The organism is Pseudomonas sp. GW822-FHT06B12, assembly GCF_058799675.1.
Genome location: NZ_JBXALR010000001.1, coordinates 1,034,342 through 1,057,171, shown reverse-complemented (window position 1 = coordinate 1,057,171; position 22,830 = coordinate 1,034,342). Strand labels below are relative to the sequence as shown.

The 22,830-nt window shown below is 58.7% G+C and carries 20 protein-coding genes; 5 read left to right on the top strand and 15 right to left on the bottom strand.

Annotated features, from left to right (window positions below; genetic code table 11):
- Positions 1 to 169: 169 nt before the first annotated feature.
- Positions 170 to 1,288: a cell division protein ZapE gene (gene zapE, locus AC1RKH_RS04860; protein ID WP_493061347.1), complete on the top strand. Its 1,119-nt coding sequence runs from the start codon at positions 170 to 172 to the stop codon at positions 1,286 to 1,288.
- 214 nt (positions 1,289 to 1,502) lie between these two features.
- On the opposite strand, the gene AC1RKH_RS04855 is transcribed toward zapE, so the two are convergent.
- From AC1RKH_RS04855 to AC1RKH_RS04830, 6 genes are all read right to left on the bottom strand, one after another.
- Complete coding sequence (locus AC1RKH_RS04855) at positions 1,503 to 2,777, bottom strand: OprD family porin (RefSeq protein ID WP_493061346.1); 1,275 nt, start codon at positions 2,775 to 2,777, stop codon at positions 1,503 to 1,505.
- Between the two features lie 104 nt (positions 2,778 to 2,881).
- Positions 2,882 to 4,531 carry an ABC transporter ATP-binding protein gene (locus tag AC1RKH_RS04850; RefSeq protein ID WP_493061345.1) on the bottom strand — a complete coding sequence of 550 codons (1,650 nt, stop codon included), beginning with the start codon at positions 4,529 to 4,531 and terminating at the stop codon, positions 2,882 to 2,884.
- Positions 4,532 to 4,533: 2 nt separating this feature from the next.
- Entirely contained in the window at positions 4,534 to 5,394 is an 861-nt protein-coding gene (locus AC1RKH_RS04845) for an ABC transporter permease (RefSeq protein WP_493061344.1), read from the bottom strand.
- The gene (locus AC1RKH_RS04840; protein ID WP_493061343.1) at positions 5,391 to 6,332 is read right to left on the bottom strand and encodes an ABC transporter permease; all 942 of its coding nucleotides are present in this window, start codon (positions 6,330 to 6,332) and stop codon (positions 5,391 to 5,393) included. Before AC1RKH_RS04840 ends, AC1RKH_RS04845 begins: the two co-directional genes overlap by 4 nt.
- 10 nt (positions 6,333 to 6,342) lie before the next feature.
- Positions 6,343 to 7,905, bottom strand: coding sequence for an ABC transporter substrate-binding protein (locus AC1RKH_RS04835; RefSeq protein ID WP_493061342.1), 1,563 nt, complete (start codon positions 7,903 to 7,905; stop codon positions 6,343 to 6,345).
- A gap of 117 nt (positions 7,906 to 8,022) precedes the next feature.
- Complete coding sequence (locus tag AC1RKH_RS04830; protein WP_493061341.1) at positions 8,023 to 9,147, bottom strand: C45 family autoproteolytic acyltransferase/hydrolase; 1,125 nt, start codon at positions 9,145 to 9,147, stop codon at positions 8,023 to 8,025.
- Positions 9,148 to 9,566: 419 nt separating this feature from the next.
- Between AC1RKH_RS04830 and AC1RKH_RS04825 the strand changes: the two genes are divergently transcribed.
- On the top strand, positions 9,567 to 10,058 hold the full coding sequence (locus AC1RKH_RS04825) for a GNAT family N-acetyltransferase (protein WP_123424749.1): 492 nt from the start codon (positions 9,567 to 9,569) through the stop codon (positions 10,056 to 10,058).
- 165 nt (positions 10,059 to 10,223) lie between these two features.
- Here the strand turns inward: AC1RKH_RS04825 and AC1RKH_RS04820 are convergent, their stop codons facing one another.
- Complete coding sequence (locus AC1RKH_RS04820) at positions 10,224 to 10,358, bottom strand: hypothetical protein (RefSeq protein ID WP_493061340.1); 135 nt, start codon at positions 10,356 to 10,358, stop codon at positions 10,224 to 10,226.
- Between the two features lie 72 nt (positions 10,359 to 10,430).
- Entirely contained in the window at positions 10,431 to 10,598 is a 168-nt protein-coding gene (locus tag AC1RKH_RS04815) for a DUF6026 family protein (protein ID WP_185015302.1), read from the bottom strand.
- Between the two features lie 251 nt (positions 10,599 to 10,849).
- On the opposite strand from AC1RKH_RS04815, the gene gnd reads away from it, so the two are divergent.
- Both gnd and zwf read left to right on the top strand, forming a co-directional pair.
- Positions 10,850 to 11,854 (top strand): phosphogluconate dehydrogenase (NAD(+)-dependent, decarboxylating), encoded by a 1,005-nt coding sequence (gene gnd, locus AC1RKH_RS04810; protein ID WP_493061387.1) that lies wholly within the window; start codon positions 10,850 to 10,852, stop codon positions 11,852 to 11,854.
- Complete coding sequence (zwf, locus tag AC1RKH_RS04805; protein WP_493061339.1) at positions 11,851 to 13,371, top strand: glucose-6-phosphate dehydrogenase; 1,521 nt, start codon at positions 11,851 to 11,853, stop codon at positions 13,369 to 13,371. The genes gnd and zwf overlap by 4 nt, the downstream gene beginning before the upstream one ends.
- A 126-nt stretch (positions 13,372 to 13,497) precedes the next feature.
- On the opposite strand, the gene nhaB is transcribed toward zwf, so the two are convergent.
- The 3 genes from nhaB to AC1RKH_RS04790 form a co-directional block, all read right to left on the bottom strand.
- Complete coding sequence (nhaB, locus tag AC1RKH_RS04800; RefSeq protein WP_493061338.1) at positions 13,498 to 15,000, bottom strand: sodium/proton antiporter NhaB; 1,503 nt, start codon at positions 14,998 to 15,000, stop codon at positions 13,498 to 13,500.
- Positions 15,001 to 15,117: 117 nt separating this feature from the next.
- On the bottom strand, positions 15,118 to 16,407 hold the full coding sequence (locus AC1RKH_RS04795; protein WP_493061337.1) for an NHL repeat-containing protein: 1,290 nt from the start codon (positions 16,405 to 16,407) through the stop codon (positions 15,118 to 15,120).
- A 285-nt stretch (positions 16,408 to 16,692) separates the two neighbouring features.
- Positions 16,693 to 16,959 (bottom strand): hypothetical protein, encoded by a 267-nt coding sequence (locus AC1RKH_RS04790; RefSeq protein ID WP_493061336.1) that lies wholly within the window; start codon positions 16,957 to 16,959, stop codon positions 16,693 to 16,695.
- A gap of 345 nt (positions 16,960 to 17,304) precedes the next feature.
- On the opposite strand from AC1RKH_RS04790, the gene AC1RKH_RS04785 reads away from it, so the two are divergent.
- Entirely contained in the window at positions 17,305 to 18,630 is a 1,326-nt protein-coding gene (locus AC1RKH_RS04785) for a sigma-54 dependent transcriptional regulator (RefSeq protein ID WP_493061335.1), read from the top strand.
- A 65-nt stretch (positions 18,631 to 18,695) separates the two neighbouring features.
- Here the strand turns inward: AC1RKH_RS04785 and fapF are convergent, their stop codons facing one another.
- From fapF to fapC, 4 genes are all read right to left on the bottom strand, one after another.
- Complete coding sequence (gene fapF, locus AC1RKH_RS04780; protein WP_493061334.1) at positions 18,696 to 19,970, bottom strand: fibril amyloid transporter FapF; 1,275 nt, start codon at positions 19,968 to 19,970, stop codon at positions 18,696 to 18,698.
- 46 nt (positions 19,971 to 20,016) lie between these two features.
- Positions 20,017 to 20,757: a fibril amyloid subunit FapE gene (gene fapE / locus AC1RKH_RS04775; RefSeq protein ID WP_493061333.1), complete on the bottom strand. Its 741-nt coding sequence runs from the start codon at positions 20,755 to 20,757 to the stop codon at positions 20,017 to 20,019.
- Between the two features lie 33 nt (positions 20,758 to 20,790).
- Positions 20,791 to 21,471, bottom strand: a complete 681-nt coding sequence (gene fapD, locus AC1RKH_RS04770) for a fibril amyloid maturation endopeptidase FapD (protein ID WP_347926887.1) — start codon at positions 21,469 to 21,471, stop codon at positions 20,791 to 20,793.
- 70 nt (positions 21,472 to 21,541) lie between these two features.
- Entirely contained in the window at positions 21,542 to 22,789 is a 1,248-nt protein-coding gene (gene fapC / locus AC1RKH_RS04765) for an amyloid-like fimbrin subunit FapC (RefSeq protein WP_493061332.1), read from the bottom strand.
- Positions 22,790 to 22,830 lie beyond the last annotated feature (41 nt).

The following is a 22,830-nucleotide window of genomic DNA, read 5'->3' as shown; positions in this document are numbered from 1 at the left end:
TTCCCACGCTCTGCGTGGGAATGCCTCTGGGGACGCTCCGCGTCCAGTGACGCAGAGCGTCACGGGCTGCATTCCCACGCGGGAGCGTGGGAACGATCATCCGCCGACAAGCCGAGCTTCATCCGCGAACATGCCATACTTCGCGCTTTGAGCTCCGTAACAGGCCGATATGACCTTCGATTCGCCCCTCAGCGCTTACCAGTACGCCCTCTCGCAAAAAGGCTTCGTGCCGGATGCAGCGCAAGAGCACGCTGTTCTGGCGTTGCAGCAGTGTCACGAAGCCTTGCATCAGGGACGAACGCCGATCACCGGGGTTTATCTGTGGGGGCCGGTCGGGCGGGGCAAGACCTGGTTGATGGACCAGTTCTACCAAAGCCTGCGGGTACCCGCCCGGCGTCAGCACTTTCACCATTTCATGGGCTGGGTGCACCAGCGCTCGTTTCAACTGACCGGCACCGCCGACCCGCTGCGAGCACTGGCCCGTGAGCTGGCCCGGGACGTGCGGGTGTTGTGTTTTGACGAGTTGTTCGTGAACGACATCGGCGATGCGCTCATCCTCGGGCGGCTGTTCCAGGTGATGTTCGACGAAGGCGTGGTGATGGTCTGCACCTCCAATCAACCCCCGGATCAGCTGTACGCGGACGGTTTCAACCGTGATCGGTTTTTGCCGGGGATTGCCGCGATCAAAAGCCACATGCAGGTGGTGGCGGTGGACGGTGGTGAAGATCACCGATTGCATCCTGGCGCCGCTCTGCAACGGTATTGGGTCAACGCGCCCGGTCAGCCCAGCCCGATGAGTGAAGTGTTCAAGGAACTGACCGAAGGACAGCCAGTGTCCGGCGATCCGGTGACCATCGGCTATCGCTCGGTCACTGCCGTCAAGGCCAGTGAAACCGTACTCTGGTGCCGCTACGCGGACCTGTGCGAGCAACCGTTCGCGGCGATGGACTTCATGGCGCTGTGCGATCGCTTCAGCGCTATTTTGTTGAGCGAAGTGCCCAATCTCAGCGCCCATCAGCGCCCCGGACGCATTGCCCGAGGCACCGAGGATGGCGCCGAGCGCGTCGATGCCGGTGACCGTGAACTGCCGCAATTGTCGGTACACGACGACAGCGTGCGGCGCTTTATCGCACTGGTCGACGAGTGCTACGACCGCAAAGTGCCGCTGTACCTCGAAGCGCAGGTGTCGATGGATGAGCTGTACACCGAGGGTTACCTGGAGTTCCCGTTTCGCCGGACCCACAGCCGGTTGAAGGAAATGCAATTGCGGCGCTTTGCCGAGGCTTGAAACCTTGTGCCGGGGGAGGCGGGATTAAAGGCAAAGGAGATAGGTGTAGGAGCTGGCGCAGCCTGCGATCTTTTGATCTTGATCTTCGGCATGGCGTAACACGGCCAAAAGATCGCAGCCTTCGGCGGCTCCTACGGGGGGCGACGTACATCCATAAGTCCCGGGGTGTACGCGGTCGGCGGAGCTGCCGCAGGCTGCGATCTTCAACTTCGTCTTACCACAGCTTGACGCTGTAACTGAGGACCAAGCGGTTTTCGTTGGTGTCGCGCTGGTAGTTGCTCTTGCTCATGCCGTTGCGCCAGCGGGCGCTGACGTTCTTCAGCGGGCCGCTCTGGATGGTATAGCCCAGGTCGATGTCACGCTCCCATTCCCGGCCTTCACCGACAAATTTCCTGATCTGCGCCTGATCGCCCTTGGCGTAACGCGTGGAGAATAGCAGCCCCGGAATGCCCACAGTCGCGAAGTCGAAATCGTAGCGGGCGTGCCAGGCACGTTCCTTGGTTTGCGAGAAGTTGCTCAGTTGGTACTCGGTGAACAGGTAAGTGTTGCTGCCGTCGACGTAGGCAAACGGTGTTTCACCGTACTGCTGCTGGAAGCCGCCTCCGATGGCGTGCCCCGCAATCGCATACATGAAGCGGGTGCTCAAGGCGCGGTTATCGACGGTGCCGGCCAGACCTGCGCCGGCAGTGTCGGCGCTGAAGTAGCGGATATCGCTTTTCAGGGTGCCGCCGCCCAACGCCAGGCTGTGTTTGAGGCCGACGTAGTGCTGCTGATAAATGTCCTCAAGCTGCGCGTAGTAATAGCTGCCGGCAAGCGTTGGGTTGAACTGGTAATCCGCGCCGCCGAAACGGAACTCGTCGCTTTTTGCCGAACTCTTGTAAGCCCCGCTCTGACTGGTCAACCCCATTTTTTCGTAGTCGGTGGATTCCCGCTGTTTGACCTGATCGATCTGCCCGCCGCGTAACGTCAGGCCTTTGATGTCTTTGGAGCTGAGCATGCCGCCTTCGAAGGTCTGCGGCAGCACCCGGCTGGTGTTCGGTTGCAGCAGCGGCAGGTCGGGCAGCAAATGACCGAGGCGCAGTTCGCTCTTGGCAATACGGGCCTTGGCGGTCAGGCCAACCTTGGAATAGCTGTCGTGGGCACGCCTGGCGTAGCTCGGCTTGCCCGGTTCGGCCTGGCTTTCTCGGGACAACAAACCGCTGCCGGAGCGATCCGGACTGGAGTCGAGCTTCAGCCCGAGCATGCCGAGCGCGTCCAGGCCAAAACCGACCGTGCCTTCGGTGTAACCCGATTGCAGGTTCAGCAGAAATCCCTGGGCCCATTCGTCACGCTTGGACTGGCCATCGCCTTCGCGGTAGTCGCGGTTGAAGTAGTAGTTTTTCAGGTCCAGCGTGGCCTTGCTGTCCTTGAGGAATTCCGCTTCGGCGGCCATCGGCAGCAGGCTGGTGCCGCCGATCAAGGTCAAGTGCTGCATGAATCGTGCGTTCATGGTGTTGGTTCCTGTGAGGGCTTTTGTTGTTTTTCTCGGGCATGGCTTCGCCAGGGGCGCATTCAGGGGTGTCTGAAGGCGCCAGAGGTGAAGTCAGTGATTAACTAAGACGTGGGCTGCAGGTTTTCGGGTGTTGGTCGGAGGCGGTAACCGCCGCCCGACAGTTGTTCCAGTGGGCTCGCGGCCGCCAGCAATTGACGAGTGTAGGGATGCAAGGGCTTGTCGAAGACCGCCTCACGGCTGCCGATTTCCACGATATGCCCCTGGTGCATGACCGCCACCCGATGGGCGATGCGTTCGACGGCCGCCAGGTCATGGGAAATGAACAGGCAAGCAAAGCCGTACTGCGCCTGCAGGCGCTCGAACAGTTCGAGGATTTGCTTCTGGATGGTCATGTCCAGCGCCGAAATCGGTTCGTCGGCGATCACCAGTTGCGGGTGCCTCACCAAGGCTCGACCGATGGCCACCCGCTGGCGTTGTCCGCCCGACAATTGATGGGGAAAGCGCTCCATGAACGCTTCAGATAAACCGATATCCACCAGCGTGGTGGCGACGCGCTGACGTTTTTGCTCTGCGCTCAGCTCCGGTAGATGACGCAGCGGTTCGGCGAGGGTTTCGCCAATGCGCATCCGCGGATCAAGGGACGAGTACGGGTCTTGAAAGATCATCTGGCATTGCAGCCGATGATCACGCTGACCAGCCTTGAGGATATCGACGCCCTTGAAGCGAATCTCGCCGGCACAAGGGTTGACCAGTCCCACCAGCGCACGACCCAGCGTGGTTTTGCCCGAGCCGCTGCCACCGACCAGCGCCAGGGTTTCACCGGGGGCGATGCACAGGTTGGCGTTGTGTACGGCGCGCTTGGGTTGCGATTTACCCCAGAACCGCGCATGCCCCGGATGCTCGATGCTGACGCCGGTGATTTCCACCAAGGGTTTGTCGGTCGCCGGCAACGCAGCCAATTCGCCGCGCTTAGGCAGCGCTTCGAGCAATTGGCGGGTGTAGGCGTGTTGCGGAGCCAACAGAATGTGATTGATCGAACCTTGCTCCACCGCCTGACCGTGGCGCATGACCACGACCTTGTGGGCGTAACGCGCCACCAGCGACAAATCGTGGCTGATGAACAGGATCGCCGTGCCTTGCTCGCGGGTCAGCTCCAGCATCAGTTCAATCACGTCCAGCTGCGCCAGGCAGTCGAGCGCGGTGGTGGGTTCGTCGGCAATCAGCAGCGCCGGACGCAGCAACATCACCGAGGCGAGCATGATCCGTTGGCGCATGCCGCCGGAGAACTCATGAGGATAGGCGTTCAGGCAGCGCTCGGGATCGGCGATGCCGATGCGTGTGAGCATGTCCACGCAGCGTTGGCGAATCTGTGCCGTGTTCAGCTCGGTGTGCAGGCGCAGACCTTCGGCCATTTGCTCGCCGATGCGGATGGCCGGGTTGAGCGAGACCATCGGTTCCTGAAAGACCATGCCGATTCGCGCGCCGCGGATATCACGCAATTGCGCGCTATTGAGTTGATTGAGGTCCTGGCCTTCGAAGTGGATCGCGCCGCCACAGACCTCCATCGGCTGTGGCAGCAGGCCAATCGCTGCGCGAGCGGCCATGGTCTTGCCGCTCCCGGATTCCCCCACCAGCGCGACAATCTCGCCGGGCGCGACAGTGAAACTCAGATCGTTGACCGCCAGCGGGCCTTCGGCGCCTGCGCGAATCAGCAGATGGTCGACTTCAAGCAACGGTTTTTGACTGGGCATGATCAACGGCTCATTCGCGGGTCGAGGCGGTCGCGCAGGGCGTCGCCGAACAGGTTGATGGCGACCAGCGCCAGGGCGATGAACAACCCCGGGAACAGGCCGAGCCAGGTAGCGTTGGCAATGTACGGGCGGCTGGCGGCGAGCATGTTGCCCCAGGTCGCCGCAGGTGGCGGAACACCCAGGCCGAGGAAGCTCAAGGCGCTTTCCGACAGCAGCGTCCAGCCGAACATGCTGGTGGCAAGCACGCACAGCGGCGCGACACAGTTGGGGGCAATGTGTCGGTACAGCGTGTAGATCTCCGAATTGCCGATCACTCGCGAGGCTTCAATGAACTCGCGCTCACGCAACGACAGCACACTGCCACGCACCACCCGAACCACCGACGGCGTGTAGGCGATGCTCAAGGCCAGGACGATGCCGTACTGGCTGGCACCGATGATCGCCATCAAGCCCAGCGCCATCAGAATCCCGGGGAACGCCAGCAATGCATCATTGATCATCATCAGGATTCGATCGGTCCAGCCCCGCAGGTAACCGGCGAGCATGCCGATCACGCTGCCGAAAAACAGCGCCAGGCACACGGTCAGCAGGCTGATCCACAAACTGGTGCGCGCACCGATGATCAGCCGGCTGAGCACGTCCCGACCAAACTCGTCGGTGCCCAGCCAATGCAGCGCCGAGGGCACCTTGAGGCGTGACAGCAAGTCGATTTTCAGCGGATCGTAAGGTGTCCAGAACACACCGAGCAGGGCCATGCCGATTAACAACGCCAGCAGTGTGCAGCCAATCAAGGCGTTCGCCGGTGGCCAACGCAGCGGACGACGCGCAGGTGCAGGGCTCACGGAAGACAGGGAGACAGTCATAGCTTCACCCTTGGGTCGAAGAGTGGATAGAGCAGGTCGACCAGCAGGTTGACCGCCACGTAGATGAAGGTGATCAACAGCAGGCAGCCTTGCAGCACGGGGTAGTCGCGAGCGTAGATGGCGTCAACCATCAAGCGGCCGATACCGGGCAGGGTGAACACCGTTTCCAGTACCGCGATACCGCCCAGCAAATTGCCGAGGATCAAGCCGATCAAGGTCCAGGTCGGCGCGAAGGCATTCGGCAGCGCGTGACGCCACAGCACCGCGCGTTCCGATAAACCTTTGGCTCTGGCGTGGGCGATGTATTCCAGGCGCAACACCTCGATGGTGCTGGCCCGGGCCATCCGGGTAATCGCCCCCAACTCCACCAGTGTCAGGGTGACAATCGGCAGTACCAGATAGGTCACGGCTTCACCGGGGTTCTGCGCGAACGGCACATAACCCACCACGGGCAGCCAGTTGAGCTTGATCCCGAACGCGTAGAGCAACAGCAAGCCGAGCCAGAAGCTGGGAATCGACAGCAGCAGGGTCGCGCCGGTGACCAACCCCAGATCCAGCGCGCTGTCCTGTTTCCAGGCCGCGAACAGACCTGCTGGAACGGCAATCAGCGCCGCCAGCAGGACCGCCACCAACACGATGCTGGCGCTGACCGAGAAGCGCTCGAGGATCAGTTCCAGCACCGGTTGTTTGCTGGTGATCGAGACACCGAGGTCGCCACTGAGCACCGACTGCAACCAATAGACGAACTGCACACCAATCGAGTGATCCAGTCCCAGTGCTGCGCGGGTGCTGGCCAGGCTTTGTGGGTCGGCCATATCGCCGAGCATCAACAGCGCCGGGTCGCCGGGGATGAAGCGGATCAGCGCGAACACCACCACCGAAATCAGCAGCAGGGTCGGCACCGACAATGCCAGGCGTTGAGCGATAAATCGCACCATGATCGATCTCCTACTCGGCCAGTTTCACGCCCCACAGGCGCGGTTTGGCAATGGGCCAGGAGCGGTAACCTTCGACCCGATCCTGAAACGCACCCACGGTGCTGCCGTTGTACATCACCACCATGGGCACATCGGCGAGCATCTGTTGGTGCAACTTATCGAACAGCGCCTGACGTTTGAGCGGAGCGATTTCACGCATGGACTCAAGCATCCAGCCCTGCGCCTGGGGGTTGTCCCAAACCTTGCGCGGTTGCTGATTCTTGTCACCCATCACTGATTCGAAGTTCAGCGCCGCGTCGAAGCGCGCCGAATAGGGGAACGCCATGATCTGGTAGGCACCGGTCTGGTAGCGCTCCAGTTGCGTACCCCATTCGAGGGTTTCGATATCGATGTTGAATCCGGCCGCCTGGGCCATGGCCTGGCTCAGCACCGCCATGTCGAACACGCTCTGGTAGCGTTTGTTGGTGATGATTTTCAGTGGCTGGCCGTTGTAACCGGCTTCCTTGAGCAGGCGTTTGGCTTCTTCGATGTTGGCTTTGTAGCCTTGCTTCTGAACGCTTTTGTAGTAGGGGCTGGTGTCTGGCACCACCGAGTTGTTGGCGTGGGAAGTGCCTTCGGTCAATGCCTGGACCATTTGCTCGCTGTCCAGCGACAGCGCGATGGCGCGCCGAATGCGCACGTCCTTGAGCAGTGGATCGCGGGTCTGGAACAGTAGGGCGTTGAGCGACATGTTGGAACTGCTGGAGGTCTTGATGCCCGGCAAAGCCTCGAGTTCGCGGGCGTCCATTACCGTGACATCGGGCAGCACGTCGACGCCTTTGGATTGCAGCGCGGCTTTGGCTGAGGCGGCATCGGGAATGACCATGAAGCGCAGGTCGTCGACGAAGGCCTGTTTGTTGCCGGTGTAGCCGTCGGGGCTCGTCTCTGGACGGGCGCTGTAGTTGCTAAAACGCTGTAGATCGACGTATTGCCCCGGCTTCCATTCGGCGAGCTTGAACGGCCCGGTGCCGATTGGCGCTTGCCACTTGCCGTTCCCATCGACAGAAGACGGATGCAGGATGCCGGTGCCGCCGCAATCGGAGCGGGCCATTTGTGCGAGGAACAAGCCATTGGGTTTGTCCAGGGTGAAGACCACGGTCAATGGATCTGGCGCGCTGATGTCGGCGACTTTCGCCACGCTTCGGCCATCGAAGTCTGCGAGACAGCGCCACTGGGTCTGCGGGTCGAGATAACGTTTCCAGGTCCACAGCACGTCGGCGGCGGTGAGGGTCGCACCGTTATGAAACTTCACCCCGTCACGCAGGGTGAAGCGGTATTCCAGGCCATCGGCCGACACCTCGACCTTACTGGCCAGCAGCGGCCCGACGGAAGCGTCTTCGCGGTAGGCCACCAGACCTTCGACGACGTGCAGCACCACCGCGTCGGTGTTTTCGTCGCGATTGACGCCAGGATCGGTGCTGCGAATGTCCGCGTTGAGCGCTACACGCAAGGTGCTGGCGGCCTCGGCGCTGAGACTGCCAATAGCGAGACTGCTGAACCCTAACGTCAGGGCGATACGAGTGAATGTATGCACGGGAGTGATTCTCCATTGGCGGTTTGCGACGGTTGGAACCGGCAGAAATCGCAAACCGTTAGTTGTTTATTGTCATTGTTGTTGTCGTGCCGCCCGCAGGCGTGGGTGTCGCGTGAGTTACTTGAGGTAGTGGTTGATGTCGCTCTCCATTGCCAGCGTATAGGCGCTGAACTCGCGGTTCACCGCCGGCAGCGGTGCGACCTCCATCAGACCTTTGGCCGGGCGCATCACCACCATGGCGACCGTGGCCGAAAGGTTGCCGGCCATATTGGAAAGCGGTGGGCGACACACGGCCCATGGCGTGCCGAAGTCATCGAAGAAGGCTTTTTTCAGGTGCTCGACGGTCAATTGTCCGGGCGTTTCACTGAGGATCTGTCGCACACGCACATCGCGGTAGAGACTTTCCGGCACGCTGTTTAATCCGGCTTCACGCAACTTGCCCAGTGCCACCGGGCTCTGCCAATGGTTGGCGTGCACCAGCAATCCCTGTTCCGCCTGAATCGGGAAGACTTCGTCCGGGGCGCATTCAAAATTGATCGCGTACCCACCGGCGTGGCTGAGCATCATGTTGTTGGAGGTGGATTTTGCGGTGGTGGCGACCACCTTGATCGACAGCGCGAAGTGCGCGGCCTCCAGCGCCTTGCGTCGAATGAACGGCAGTGGCACGCCGACCTGGGTGTAGTCGCGTTCGGACTCCAGGTAATTGGCGGTGATTGCGGTGCCAATCGAGTTCAACCCGTTGCGGGCCAGACCTCCGGCCTCGGTGAAGGTCAACACATCCGGGCCGTCTTCGCGCAGGACCTTCAACACGATGGCGCTCTCGGCACATTCCGCGCGCCAGTCCCAGTTTTGTCCGTGAATCACTTCGTTTGCGGCCGAAGCCGTCGGCAGAATCACCGCTCCGGTGCAGCCGTCCGGATCTGGCAGGCGAGCCTTGCGTCGGCCCAGCTGGATGATCTCGGTGCGGGCGTTGATCAGCACGATAGCTTCGAAATCGCAGCCTGCACCCTCGGCGATGCCGCGCATTTCCTGAGCGTACTCCGGCTCGAATGCTTCGATGCTGGGCACGAATTCATTGGCAAAGCCACGGATGTCGGCCCAGGTGTAACCCATCTTCAGCAGTTGGACGGAGTAGATCTCGATGCTTTTGTGAATCCGTTGACTGACGGCTTGACCGTATTGAACGCCGCGTTCGAAAGGGGTACCGCTGATCTCGACGAGAGGGAAAGGGGAGTGGCTCATGGTTGGCAATCTCATGTTTTTTGTTTGCGTTGGGTACAAGAGTTGCTGGATCCGATTCCCCTGTCAATGCTTTTGGTTGACTGATAAAACCTTGTTGTAGGCGTCCTACAGCGCTTCATTCATCGGGTCGTGCTCGAAAAGGCCCGGTTTATCTATGGTGTAGCGATGTTTATGGCCTGTCGTCCTGCCTGTTGTTTTTGTTCTGTGTATTTAGCTTTCGAAAAAATCGGAAAACTCCTGCTTTTTGTACCGCTGAGCAACAGAGGGAGGTGTCCCGTAATGCATTGCCGATAAAAACGTCGCTCGGTGGTGATTTGGCAGTTGTCCGCAGTGCTCCCGGCAGGCTAATGTCGGTTAGCCCAGCGCTGACAGCGCGATGCGCGCAGGGATGCACACTCACTGTTTGATCGAGGATGGAAATGGAATCCGCAGATATCCTGGTACTCCAGGCCAGCTACACCAACCCGATACACGCCGAAGCGATCAGTCTTGTTCTGAACCACTACGCAGAAGACCCGATGGGTGGTGGCACGCCGTTATCGGCCGATGTCTTGCAGCAATTGCCCGGCGAACTGGCCAAGCGACCCCATGCGTTCAGTGTCCTGGCGTTTGTTCACGGGGAGCCTGCCGGGCTAGTGAATTGCTTCGAAGGTTTCTCGACCTTTGCCTGCCGTCCACTGATCAACGTCCACGACGTAATGGTGGTCGGAAAATTCCGCGGGTTGGGCCTGAGCCAAAAGATGCTGCAAAAGGTCGAGGACATTGCCCGTCAGCGCGGCTGCTGCAAAATCACTCTGGAAGTGCTGGAAGGCAACGCAGTCGCGCAGGGTTCCTACAGCAAGTTCGGGTTTTCGGCGGGGATGTTCGATCCAGCTCACGGTCGCATGCTGTTTTGGATCAAGGCGCTTTAAACAAGAAAGGCATCCTTGGGGGATTAACGTCAGTCAGCCAAGCGCAATCCATGTGGGAGCGGGCTTGCTCGCGAAGGCGGTGTGCCAGGCAACATTAATGTCGACTGACACTCCCTCTTCGCGAGCAAGCCCGCTCCCACAGGTTGCGTACTATAACTGAAGAGATTACGGCTTGGTGGTTGAGGCACTGACAGCGGTAGGCGCAGCAGCCTTGGGTTTCATCAGGCTGAAGTCGATCAGTGCCTTCTGCTCGCGTTCATAAGGGTGTTCATCAGCCTGCTCGGAGAACGTTGTGAGCATGGTGTTGCGCTTGGGTTGCATCTCTGTTTGCGCGAGCGCGGCGCCTGGATCGTTACTCAGGCACCCGTCGGTTTAGCGCGTTACCGGTTGCTCAGGCAATTGTGCCTGGGCAAGCAACCGGCGCAGTTGCGCGACCTGCTCGAGCAGCTGCTCACGTTCGGCTTTGAGTTGGCGCAACTCGTCACGACGGATAGTGACGTAAAGCGTTTGTGGAGGCAGTGCGTTTACTACGGTGCCCATTGCTCACCTCGAAAATGGCGTGTCACATCTGTGGCCGGACCGCTCGGGAGCCATGCTCGAACCACTTTCGGCGCCGATTCTGGTTTCTTTTTGTTATTTATGGAACTTTTTTATTTTTCGTTGTCCCTGTGTCTTCGCCAACGTTTGGGACGTTATCCCTATAGCTCGGGCAAATCGTCCGGAAACTATGTTGCAGCGCTCTGGACTAACCTTAATCAGGCTCATTGCGCTATAACCTTTGGCACACCTTTATTTGTAGTAAGGAGCATCAGCACATGCAACTGGGGATTATCGGACTGGGCCGCATGGGCGGCAACATTGCGCGGCGCCTGATGCTCAATGGGCACACCACTGTGGTCTATGACCGCAACACCGCGTTCGTTGACACCCTGAGTCAAGAGGGCGCCACTGGCGTCGTGGACTTGCCGGCACTGGTCGCGGCACTGGATAAACCCCGAGCGGTCTGGATCATGCTGCCAGCGGGCGCGCCAACCGAAGAAACCATCGACACCTTGAGCCAGTTGCTGGACGCCGGCGATGTGATCATCGATGGCGGCAACACCTTCTATAAGGACGACATTCGCCGCGCGAAAACCTTGTCCGAAAAAGGCCTGAAATACATCGACGTTGGTACCTCCGGCGGCGTTTGGGGGCTGGAGCGCGGTTACTGCATGATGATCGGCGGTGATGCTGACGTGGTTGATCGCCTTGACCCGTTGTTCGACGCGCTGGCGCCAGGCCTGGGCGATATCCCGCGGACCAAGGACCGGGTGGCCGAAGATGATCGTGCCGAACGTGGCTACATTCACGCCGGCCCTGCAGGTTCCGGGCACTTTGTGAAGATGATTCACAACGGTATCGAATACGGGATGATGCAGGCGTTTGCCGAAGGTTTCGACATCCTCAAAACCAAAGCCTCGGAGAACCTGCCGGAAGATCAGCGTTTTGATCTGAACGTGGCCGACATTGCCGAAGTCTGGCGTCGTGGCAGCGTGGTCTCGTCCTGGTTGCTGGACCTGACGGCCGATGCCCTGGCCAGCGATCCGAAGCTCGACGGTTACTCCGGTTCCGTCGCCGACAGCGGCGAAGGTCGCTGGACCATCGAAGCGGCGATGGAGCAAGCGGTGCCGGTACCGGTGCTGTCCAGCTCGCTGTTTTCCCGTTACCGCTCGCGCCAGCAAGGCGCCTATGGCGACAAAATCCTTTCGGCCATGCGCTTTGGTTTTGGCGGTCATGTCGAGACTCCGAAAAAATGACTTCGATCCGCAAGAAATCCAAGGCACACCCTGCACCGCCAACCACGCTATTTCTGTTCGGTGCTCACGGCGACCTGGTCAAGCGCTTGCTGATGCCGGCGCTGTACAACCTCAGTCGTGATGGTTTGCTCGGTGATGGACTGCGGATCATCGGTGTCGACCACAACGCGATCAGCGATGTGGACTTCGCCAAAAAACTCGAGGACTTCATTCGCACCGAGGCGGCCAACAAGGTCGGCAACGGCCATGACACTCTGGACCCGGTGCTCTGGGCCAAACTGGCCAAGGGCATCAGCTATGTCCAGGGCGATTTTCTCGACGACAGCACCTATCAGGCGCTGGGCGCGAAAATCGCCGAGAGTGCTACCGGCAACGCGGTGTTCTATCTGGCCACCGCGCCGCGCTTTTTCAGTGAAGTGGTGCGCCGTCTGGGTTCGTCCGGGCTGCTGGTGGAGAGCGACGACGCCTTCCGTCGGGTCGTGATCGAAAAACCCTTCGGCTCCGACCTGCATACCGCCGAGGCCTTGAACGCTTGCTTGCTCAAAGTCATGACGGAAAAGCAGATCTACCGGATCGACCATTACCTGGGCAAGGAGACCGTGCAGAACATTCTGGTCAGCCGGTTCTCCAACAGCCTGTTCGAAGCATTCTGGAGCAACCATTACATCGATCACGTACAAATCACCGCCGCCGAAACCGTTGGCGTCGAAACCCGTGGCAGTTTCTATGAACACACGGGCGCTCTGCGGGATATGGTGCCCAATCACCTGTTCCAGTTGCTGGCGATGGTCGCGATGGAACCGCCGGCGGCCTTCGGTGCCGATGCGGTTCGAGGTGAAAAAGCCAAGGTCGTAGGGGCGATTCGTCCCTGGTCCACCGAAGAGGCGCGAGCCAACTCGGTACGCGGTCAGTATGTCGCCGGTGAAATTTCAGGCAAGCCGTTGGCCGGTTATCGCGAAGAACCCAACGTCGCGCCAGACAGCACGACGGAAACCTATGTCGCGCTCAAGGTGATGATCGACAACTGGCGTTGGGTCGGCGTGCCGTTCTACTTGCGTACCGGCAAACGGATGAGCGTACGCGACACCGAAATAGCCATCTGCTTCAAACCTGCGCCCTACGCACAGTTTCGCGATACCGAAGTCGATGAGCTGCAACCGACTTACCTGAGGATCCAGATTCAGCCCAATGAAGGCATGTGGTTCGACCTGCTGGCCAAGCGTCCTGGGCCTGCGTTGAACATGGCCAACATCGAGCTGGGTTTTGCCTACAAGGACTTCTTCGAAATGCAGCCATCCACCGGTTATGAAACCTTGATCTACGATTGCCTGACCGGTGATCAGACGCTGTTTCAGCGAGCTGACAATATTGAAAACGGCTGGCGCGCGGTTCAGCCGTTCCTCGATGCCTGGAAAGAGGACGCAACGGTGCAAACCTACGCTGCCGGCGAAGATGGGCCGGATGCTGCTGATGAGTTACTGGCCCGCGACGGTCGCGTCTGGCACAGCCTCGGCTGAGTCAGGTAATAATTCACACAAAACCCTGTGGGAGCGGGCTTGCTCGCGAAGAGGCCATATCATTCAGCATCGTTGTCGAATGACACACCGCTTTCGCGAGCAAGCCCGCTCCCACATTAGTCGGTGTTACAGCCAGTAGCTCACCGCATACCAGCCCAACACACCCATCACCACGGTGTACGGCAAGGCCATCCAGACCATGCGCCCGTAAGACAGCCGAATCAGCGGGGCAATCGCCGAGGTCAGCAAAAACAGGAATGCCGCCTGACCATTGGGTGTGGCCACACTGGGCAGGTTGGTGCCGGTATTGATGGCAATTGCCAGGGTTTCGAAATGCTCGCGGCTCATATGGCCGGAGATGAACGCCTGCTTGACCTCCGTGATGTAGATGGTCGCCACGAACACGTTATCGCTGATCGCTGACAACAAACCGTTAGCGATAAACAGCATGCCCGGTTGCTGATCTACCGGCAGGGCCAGCACCCACTGGATCAACGGCGTAAACAGTTGCTGATCGTGAATCACCGCCACGACGGCGAAGAACACCACCAGCAACGCCGTAAACGGCATCGCATCCTTGAAGGCATTGCCGATCCGGTGCTCTTCGGTGATACCGGTGAACGCGGTGATCAAGACGATCACCATCAAGCCGATCAGCCCGACCTCGGCTATGTGAAGCGCCAGTCCGACAATCAGAATCAGCGCGGCTGCGCCTTGTACTAGTAATGCAGCGCGTTGGCGGGCCGTGCGCTCTGCATTGTCCTGTGCCGCATAGTTGGCCAGCACCGCGCGGACGTTGTCGGGCAGCAAAGTGCCGTAACCGAACCAGCGCAATTTCTCCAGCAACACACAGGTCACCAGCCCCGCCATCAACACTGGCAGCGAGACCGGGGCGACTTTTTGGAAGAACTCTGCAAAGTGCCAGCCCAGCTCATGACCGATCAGCAGGTTCTGCGGCTCGCCCACCAAGGTGCAAACACCGCCGAGCGCCGTACCCACGGCGCCATGCATCAACAAACTGCGCAGGAATGAGCGGAACTGCTCAAGGTCTTCGTGATGCAGGACAGGCAGGTTGTGGTCATCGCTGAATTCACTGTCCTGCCGTGGGTCATTGCCCGACGCTACGCGGTGATAGACCGAGTAAAACCCCACGGCCGCACTGATGATCACAGCAGTTACCGTCAGCGCATCGAGAAATGCCGACAGAAACGCTGACAGAAAACAGAACATCAGCCCCAATAATGCCTTGGAGCGAACCCCAAGCAACAGTCGGGAGAACAGGAACAGCAGCAGGTCTTTCATGAAGTAAATGCCGGCGACCATGAACATCAGCAGCAGGATCACCGGGAAGTTGTGTTGCAGTTCGTCATACAGGGCAACAGGTGTGGTCATGCGCAACAGCAACGCTTCGACCATCAACAGACCACCCGGCATCAGCGGGTAGCACTTGAGTGCCATGGCCAGGGTGAAAATGAACTCCGCCACCAGCAACCAGCCTGCCGCCACCGGACCTGCCGTCCAGAGCACCAGCGGGTTGAGAATCAGGAACGCGAGAATGCTCGCCTTGTACCAGCGCGGTGAATGCCCGAGGAAATTGTGCGCAAACGCCTGGGCCATTGAACCGGACATCGGTTGCTCCTTCTATTAAGAAGCGCGCAACTTGCCGTAACAGTCGGGGAAGATCAAGTTCTTGAGTTTCATTATCAATCGGTGATGGCGCACCTGTAGCGGAGCAAAGGCAAAGCACTATCCCAGATAGCGCGCCAATACCGCCCGATAGTGGCCGTCCAGCGAGTAACCGCTTACCACAATCCGCTCGTCTGCCTGCACCGCCAGCGAGGTCGCTGTGTCGAGGCTGCGCCCCAGTCGAGTGCGAACCCAGCCTTGGCCATTGGCAAATTCACGATCCAGGCGTCCATTCGGGAGATGTCGCGCCAGAATGAAATCCGCTGCAACACCGCCTATGGTTGCACCGACGCTCAGCACACGGCCATCGGCAAGAACCTGGGCTGCCGTCCAAAGGCAGCCACTGCTACCCATTTCGGTGAGCCGCGCATACCCGCCGTTGCAATGAGTGTCTGGCCGACCATTGCTGCGTACGGTCAGCGACAGGCAATGCATCGGGTCGCGACTGCTACCGAAACACTGCAAACGTCCATCCATTTGTTCGATCACCCGGCTAACCTGGGCGCTGCGCCCCAGAACCTTGAAGCTGAAAAAGCCGTCTTCAGCGAAGTTGTCGTCCAGCCGCCCGGTTTTGTCGAAGCGCGCCAGCAAACCTTTCTGTGGCAGGTCGATAGACCCTGCGACCAGAATCTGACCGTCTGCCTGCACCAGAATGCTGCTAAGCCAGGTATTCATCAGCAGGTGTCTGACCATGACAAAACCATGGCCGTTGAAGGTATCGTCCAGCGTCCCGTCCGGATTCAGTCGTATCAGGATGCCGACGTGATCCGCAAACTCGTAATGATGATTGGCCAACAACAGGATCCGGCCATCGGCCTGTACACAGAAGTCACAGGCTTCGGCCCCGGGGATTCCCGGCGGTAACCAGTCGTCACGCAGGCCTCGGGACAAATCACCGGGTAAGCGCACGATCTGTACACCCTGGTTACCAAAATTCAGATCCGGCTGCCCATGCCGGTTAAACAGTGCCAGCGCCGGGAACGTACGGTGAGGGTCCTGGTAATGCAGGCCGCAAAGGAGGATTTTTCCGTCGGGCAGTTCTTGAACCTTGCCACCGGTGGCTTCGAAGCCACTTTCGAACTGGCCGATGATGCTGCCCTGGACGCCGAAGCTCGGATCCGCTGAGCCGTCCTCAAGCAGTCGGGCCAGCCCATAGCGGCAACCATCGTGCATTCCGACCTTGGCCGCGACCAGCAAGCGGCCCATCGAGTCGACCGCGACATCGTTGGCCATGCTCGACAGGCTACCCGCGAACTGCACCCAGGCCTTACCTGACGATGCAAAGCTTGAGTCGAGTTGTCCCGCTGTGCTGATGGGGGCGGCGTAGGCAAAAGCATGATGGATGGACATGTCGCATCTCCTTGCGAGTCAACCGGATCCAGAACCGCGGAGGAAGACTTCGAAGGAAATATTCAATCCCTGATTGGTGCATTGCACAACTATCCGGAACTACAGGCGGAGCGGCGTTGTGTGCCAGAACAATGTCTTTGCGAACCGGTGACAAGTTTGCCAGGGGAATACGACCGTCTATCGCAATAAAGCGTCAACAGTGTCTGGCGAAGAGGAGGGGAGTTTTGAGGTGCATCGATAAAACAGTGCGGATCACTTCGTGGTGATCCGCACACTTCATTTGATTTACTGCGGCATTGTCCAGGATTGCAGCTGATAACCTTCCTCGCTCAACTCGGCGCGAACCTGTTCCAGCAAGAATTCAAGTTGGGCCGGGTCGGTGTAGGCGCTGCTTGGGATCTGTTTGCGGCCGATAGGGGTGCTGGTGCGGTCGATGACGGTCAGGCTGAGTTCGCCAGTACCGTCCTGTGGAGCCCAGGCCACGCATTGAAATGGCGTAAATGCGCGGTCGGCAATCAAAAGAGCTTCGTTGATACGGAGCGGGGCGTTCATGGGGTCTTCTCTCGTCTGTGCCCAATCAAGTGATGTGCCGTCGGTTGGGCTTACCGTTCGGCTGGTTACTTGTACTGATGCGCGCAACAGGGGGGCGGGTCACACACAATCAAAAGAAATTTCAACTTTCTTTTATAGGTTCAACTGCAAGGGCCGCGTTGAAAGCTGAATGAAAGGTTCAAACCCGTCAGGTAACTGACGGAGGTGTGTTTTATAACGAAAACGACGTTAACCTTATAGTTAAACGATACAAGACAGCGTCAATACCTTGCTAACGTTACATTCAGGACCGCCAAACGACTGTTTCCAATAACTTTTCTAATTTTTTGGCGCCAAGGAACAGTCATGATCGAAACGCCTGCATTGCGACGTTTGCTAGTGGTTGATCCGTGTGACGACTGCCATCGCCTATTACCCGGCCTGCGTACGATCGGCTGGGATGTCGACAGCTGTACGCTGGAGGACGCCGCTCATCGATCCTGTGATGTCGGCCTGCTGCGCCTTCAACCTGTTCATCTTGAGCGCCCGGAAGCCGTCAAAGGGCTGATCAGCCACAGCGGCACTGAATGGATCGCTGTTCTCAACCAGGAAGTCCTGCGGTTGCAGAATGCCGGCGATTTTGTCTGCGAATGGTTTTTCGATTTTCATACCTTGCCGTTCGACGTCTCCAGGGTTCAAGTGACCCTTGGACGGGCATTCGGTATGGCGCGTCTGCGCGGTCAGGGCACGATTCACGTCGACCAGCCCGAGCATGAACTGCTGGGCGACAGCCGGCCGATCCGCGAATTACGCAAGCTGCTGAGCAAATTGGCGCCGACCGAGTCGCCGGTGTTGATTCGAGGGGAAAGCGGTACCGGTAAAGAACTGGTCGCCAGAACCCTGCACCGTCAGTCGCAACGCCGCAGCAAACCGTTTGTCGCGATCAACTGTGGTGCGATCCCCGAACATCTGATTCAGTCCGAGCTGTTTGGCCACGAAAAGGGTGCTTTCACCGGCGCTCATCAACGTAAAGTCGGACGTATTGAAGCCGCCAATGGCGGCACCCTGTTTCTGGACGAAATAGGCGATCTGCCCCTTGAGTTGCAAGCCAACCTGTTGCGTTTCCTTCAGGAAAAACACATCGAACGGGTGGGCGGCAGTCAACTTATTCCGGTGGATGTTCGGGTCTTGGCAGCCACCCACGTGGATCTGGAATCCGCGATCGAAGCCAAACGCTTCCGCGAGGATTTGTACTACCGGCTCAACGTCCTGCAGGTGGTCACCGCACCGTTACGCGAGCGTCACGGCGATCTGGCGATGTTGGCCAACCATTTTGCTCACTTCTACAGCCAGGAAACCGGACGTCGGCCGCGCAGTTTCAGCGACGACGCGCTGATTGCCATGGGCAAACACGATTGGCCGGGCAATGTTCGTGAGCTGGCGAATCGCGTGCGTCGAGGGTTGGTGCTGGCTGAAGGCCGGCAGATCGAGGCGCGGGACCTGGGGTTGATTGGCCAACAGACGATTACCGCGCCGATGGGCACCCTCGAAGACTACAAGACCCGTGCCGAACGCCAGGCATTGTGCGACGTATTGAGCCGCCACAGTGACAACCTCAGCGTAGCCGCTCGAGTACTGGGCGTTTCACGGCCGACTTTTTACCGATTGCTGCACAAGCACCAGATCCGCTAGGGCGCGGAGAAACGAAAGGGCCCGCTGCGATTTACGTCGCAGCGGGCCTTTTCCTTGTGTGGCGTTTAGAAGTAGTACGGGAATTTCAGGCTGAAGGAGAAGGCCGGTGCGTCCTGGGTCAAGCCGATGGCGAGGTTGGGGACTATCGTCAGTTTGTCGGTTGCCGCCAGGGTCAGGCCGATGTTGAAGTTGGCAGCGTTGTAGTCGCTGTCCGGGATTGATTGCCAGTCCTGGCCACTTGGTTTGACTTTGCTTTTGCGGGCGAATTGGTCGGAAAACGAAAACGACATACTCATCTTCTCGTTCAAGGCAAACGCGATGCCGGCGCCGATCTGCCAGGAATCGCCCAGTTTCACATCTCCCGGGACCGTGGAGTTTACAGTGGGGCTGATATCGCTGAAGGAGTCCTGCATGTTGTAGGTATAGGACAGGCTGCCGAAGAGCACGGCAGGGTCGAAGGTCTTGACCAGCGAGATACCTGGGGTAATCGACCAGACACCGTTGCCGGTAGGGAGTGACTGAGGTACCGACAAATTGTCGTTGCCCGGGTCCTTGATCAGCTTGATTCCGTAGGGATCCTTACCGGTCGGCGCCTTGACTCGCAGAGTGACGACCGCGTCGGGCAGGCTTTCCGATTCATCCAGGAACTTGTAGGCAACACCAAAGTTGACATCGCCTATGGTCGGATCGCGCTTAACGGTGGCGTCGGATGAGACCGGGGCTGCGCCTCCTGCACCACCAGAAGAGTATGTCGATTCTCGATAGACGACCGGGACGTTGATGTCGAATTGCCAGCGTTGCGCCACGTTGTAGCGGCCTGTCAAGTCAAGGGTCCAGTTGTCGGCCTTGATGCGGTCAATGTTGATGTTGCCGAGAAAAATCGAGTCAAGAGCCAGAAAGCCATTGAGCACCAATGCACGGGTATCGTAGTGCGTATAGGTCATGCCCGTTTCGAGACTGAACTTGCCACCACCGAAGAAGCCGCTGGCTTCGTCATACAGGTTGGACACGCTTTGCGCCGGTCCCGAGTCATCCTTGAGCGACTGCCCATACGAACTGGTCCCAGGGGCACCCGTGGCCACGGTCTTGGCGCCTGCGGTCTGTTCGGCAGGGGAGCGGGTCAGGCGCTTGGGGGCAGGCGTTGCAGGTGTTTCTTCGACTTGTTTAACGCGCTGCTCAAGTACCATCAGCGCGTTCTGTTGTGCTTCGTAACGCTGTTTCAGCTCCATGAGTTCTTGTTTTAGGGCTTCTACCTGGGGGTCCGGTGCTGCTTGCAGCAATGTGGCCGGGACCAGGGTACTCAAACAAACGACAGCTCTGAACGTAAAAGATCTGTGCATGGGTTTGCCGTCCCTTCTGACTACATTCGATGAGACTCAGCGTAGATCAGTATCCGAGAGTGCGTAGGCCTTTTAGTTGGTCGAGACTGCAGTCCAGCGCCCCGGCGGTTGGCAGGTTGTTGCGCAGGACAACATTGAGGGACGTCAGGTTGTTCACCTGGTTTCCTCCGCCGAGCAAGGTCGCGTTCTGCATCAGGCCGCCCTGGGCAAGGCGTTGCACGGTACTGCCCTGATTGTTGTTGGCCTGAATGTTCAACTGCACGCCAGTGTTACTTGACGACATACTGAAGGTCCCGGCACCGTTGGACGCGGACAGGGTCGTGCCGGCAGCCAATGGCTGGCCCTGGGTATCCATTTGTGGTGCCTGGTTGGCTTCTTTGACGTTGATGCCGACATTGTTGTAGGCGCTGTTGTAGTCGCCGGCGGCGCGCACGACCTGGGTTACACCCTGGGTGGTATTGAGGCCGCCGCCGCCGCTGACAGTGCCGGAACCCTGGGAGACCGGCGAACCATCACCTTTCTTGTCGATCATCGACACATAGAACTGTGGCTTGATGGTCGATTCCTGAATCTGCATCGAGGAGGTTGCCCCGATCACTTCACCGCTGGCATTTTGCCAGGTACTGGTCATGACAATCCCGAAACTGATGATCCGGCCCGGCATGACATACCGGCCGCGAAGGGTCGCCAACTCCTGATCCTTGAGTTCAATCGGTTTGAACGTGAGTGCTTGTGTGGGCAGGCTGGCGGCCAGGCAAACGACGGCCAGCCAGTATGGAGTCTTCATTGGATACTCCCGGAGCTTCGTGCTCCCTTGTCATTAGAAAAAGTCGCTCTGGATGAATCCGAAATCCATCAATTCTGTATCCCGCACCGGGCTGAAGGTGTTGATGCGGTTCTTGGCGGTCAGTGGCAAAGGTGGATCGCGCAAGACGTTGGTCTTGTCGTAGCCCTGGCCTATCACAGCGAAGATGATGCCGTTCCAGCCTTTGACAAAGTCGTCGAACTTGAAGCGTCTGTGACCGAGTACCGGATCACCGATATACACCCAGTCTTTCTCCGCTTTTTGCATGACCACGAAGTGCTTGTAGCCGCGGATGTCCATGAGCACGATGACCGGAATCGCGACGCTGGTCAGAGTTTCCGGCGTTACCCGGTAACCACGGGCACGCATGCCGATACTTTCCACGTAACGCTTCATGTCGAGCATGGAGAAGCCCTGGACGCGGACCAGATTCTGGTCGGAGTGAGCCAGCATGCCTTCGATGATTTGTGCCTCGGTTACGTCCAGCCAATAGGCCTGGCGCAATATGGTCGCCAGGGAAGCTGCACCGCAACTGAAGTCGGTTTTCTGTTGGACCAGGTCGGCAAATTTGCGCTCACGCATGCTCTGGACCGGTTTGAAAACGACCGCTCCGCCTGGCAAGACGGAAAGCGGCATTTGTCCCGCTTCGCTCAGACCAGCCAGAAAAACCAGGAACGCCAGGGCGAAAATGCGCATGATCGGAAGCCCTCGTGCAAGAGTGAAAAAAAGCCCCCCGAAGGGGGCTCTCCAGACTCTGGAGCTAGGTTTACAGGCAGGTTCTGCAACCGGATGCAATGGACAGCGAGTTGCTTTGCTGGTTGCCAACACCGGCAGCCACGTTGACGCCCAAGTTGCCGCTGCCACCATTCACCGAACCGTTCAGGTTAGCAGTGTTGGTCACAGGGTTTGCCCAGCCAGTTGGGGTCAGCACTTGCCAGGACACGGTGTTGCTCAAGTCAAAGGAGCTGGACTCGCTGAAGCTTTGCGACTTATCTTTCGACTCACTGCCAGAAGCGGCGAACGATGCGCTACCCGATGCGTCGCGCGATGCGCTGCTAGATGCGCTGTGCGATGCGCTGTTCGATGCGCTGCGTGATTTGTCGATCGATGCGGCGAGCGATGCGTCGATATCGGCGTCGAAAGTCGCACTCCTGCTGTTGGTGTGCCAGCCATTAGTCCTGCTAGAGCTAACGTCCACATCCACGTTCACATCCAGATTAGCATTCACAGCAGCATGCGAAGCAGCGGCGCTGGCAGAGGCGCTAGCAGAGCGCGAAGCAGAACTGGTAGCTTCGTGCGTAGCAAAGGCGGTATTCAAGCGCTTGGTAAAGTCCGACGCTGAGTGCGATTTGGATGCCTCTTGGAAAGACTGATGACCGCTGGCTGAGACGGTACGCGACAGCGTATCCAGGCGGAACGTCCGATCGGCGTCGTTATCCACCCTCAGGCCTGGGCCTGATTGATCGGCACTCGCGGTTGCGGTAGCGTGCTTGCCGCCAGACACAGCGATCGCCATGGTGTTTTTCTGTTGGTTAAGGTCGCCAGCAGCCATGTTGATACCCATGTTGCCGCTGCCGCCGTTGGCCGAACCGCTCATATTGGCGCTGTTATTGGTGGATTGGTTGTAGACCTCGTTGTTGTTTTGGGTTTGCGTGACCTTGGCGGTTGCCACCACAGAACCAAAGACAAACGAGCCATCACCGCTGGCAATGGCGGCAGCGTTGTCTTGTTGGTTGCCGTCGCCTGCCGCAACGTTGACGCCCACGTTACCGGAGGCGCCCGTGGCCGAGTTGGTCATGTTGGCGGTGTTTTTAGTCCCTTCATTGCTGATGTAGTTGCCAGTGCTGGTTTGTTTATCTGTAGCGTTGGCAGTGGCGCCAGCATTGGTGGTGTCTTTTGGATTTACGTGATGACGATGATGATGCTCGTCACCACCCTGACCAGCTTGTGCAGCAATAGCCATTACCGCAGCGATTGCGAAAACCAGAGGCTTGATTGCCATTGTGGGTTTCATGCTGATTCTCCGTACTTTATTTTTAGGTTAAGTGTTGTTTT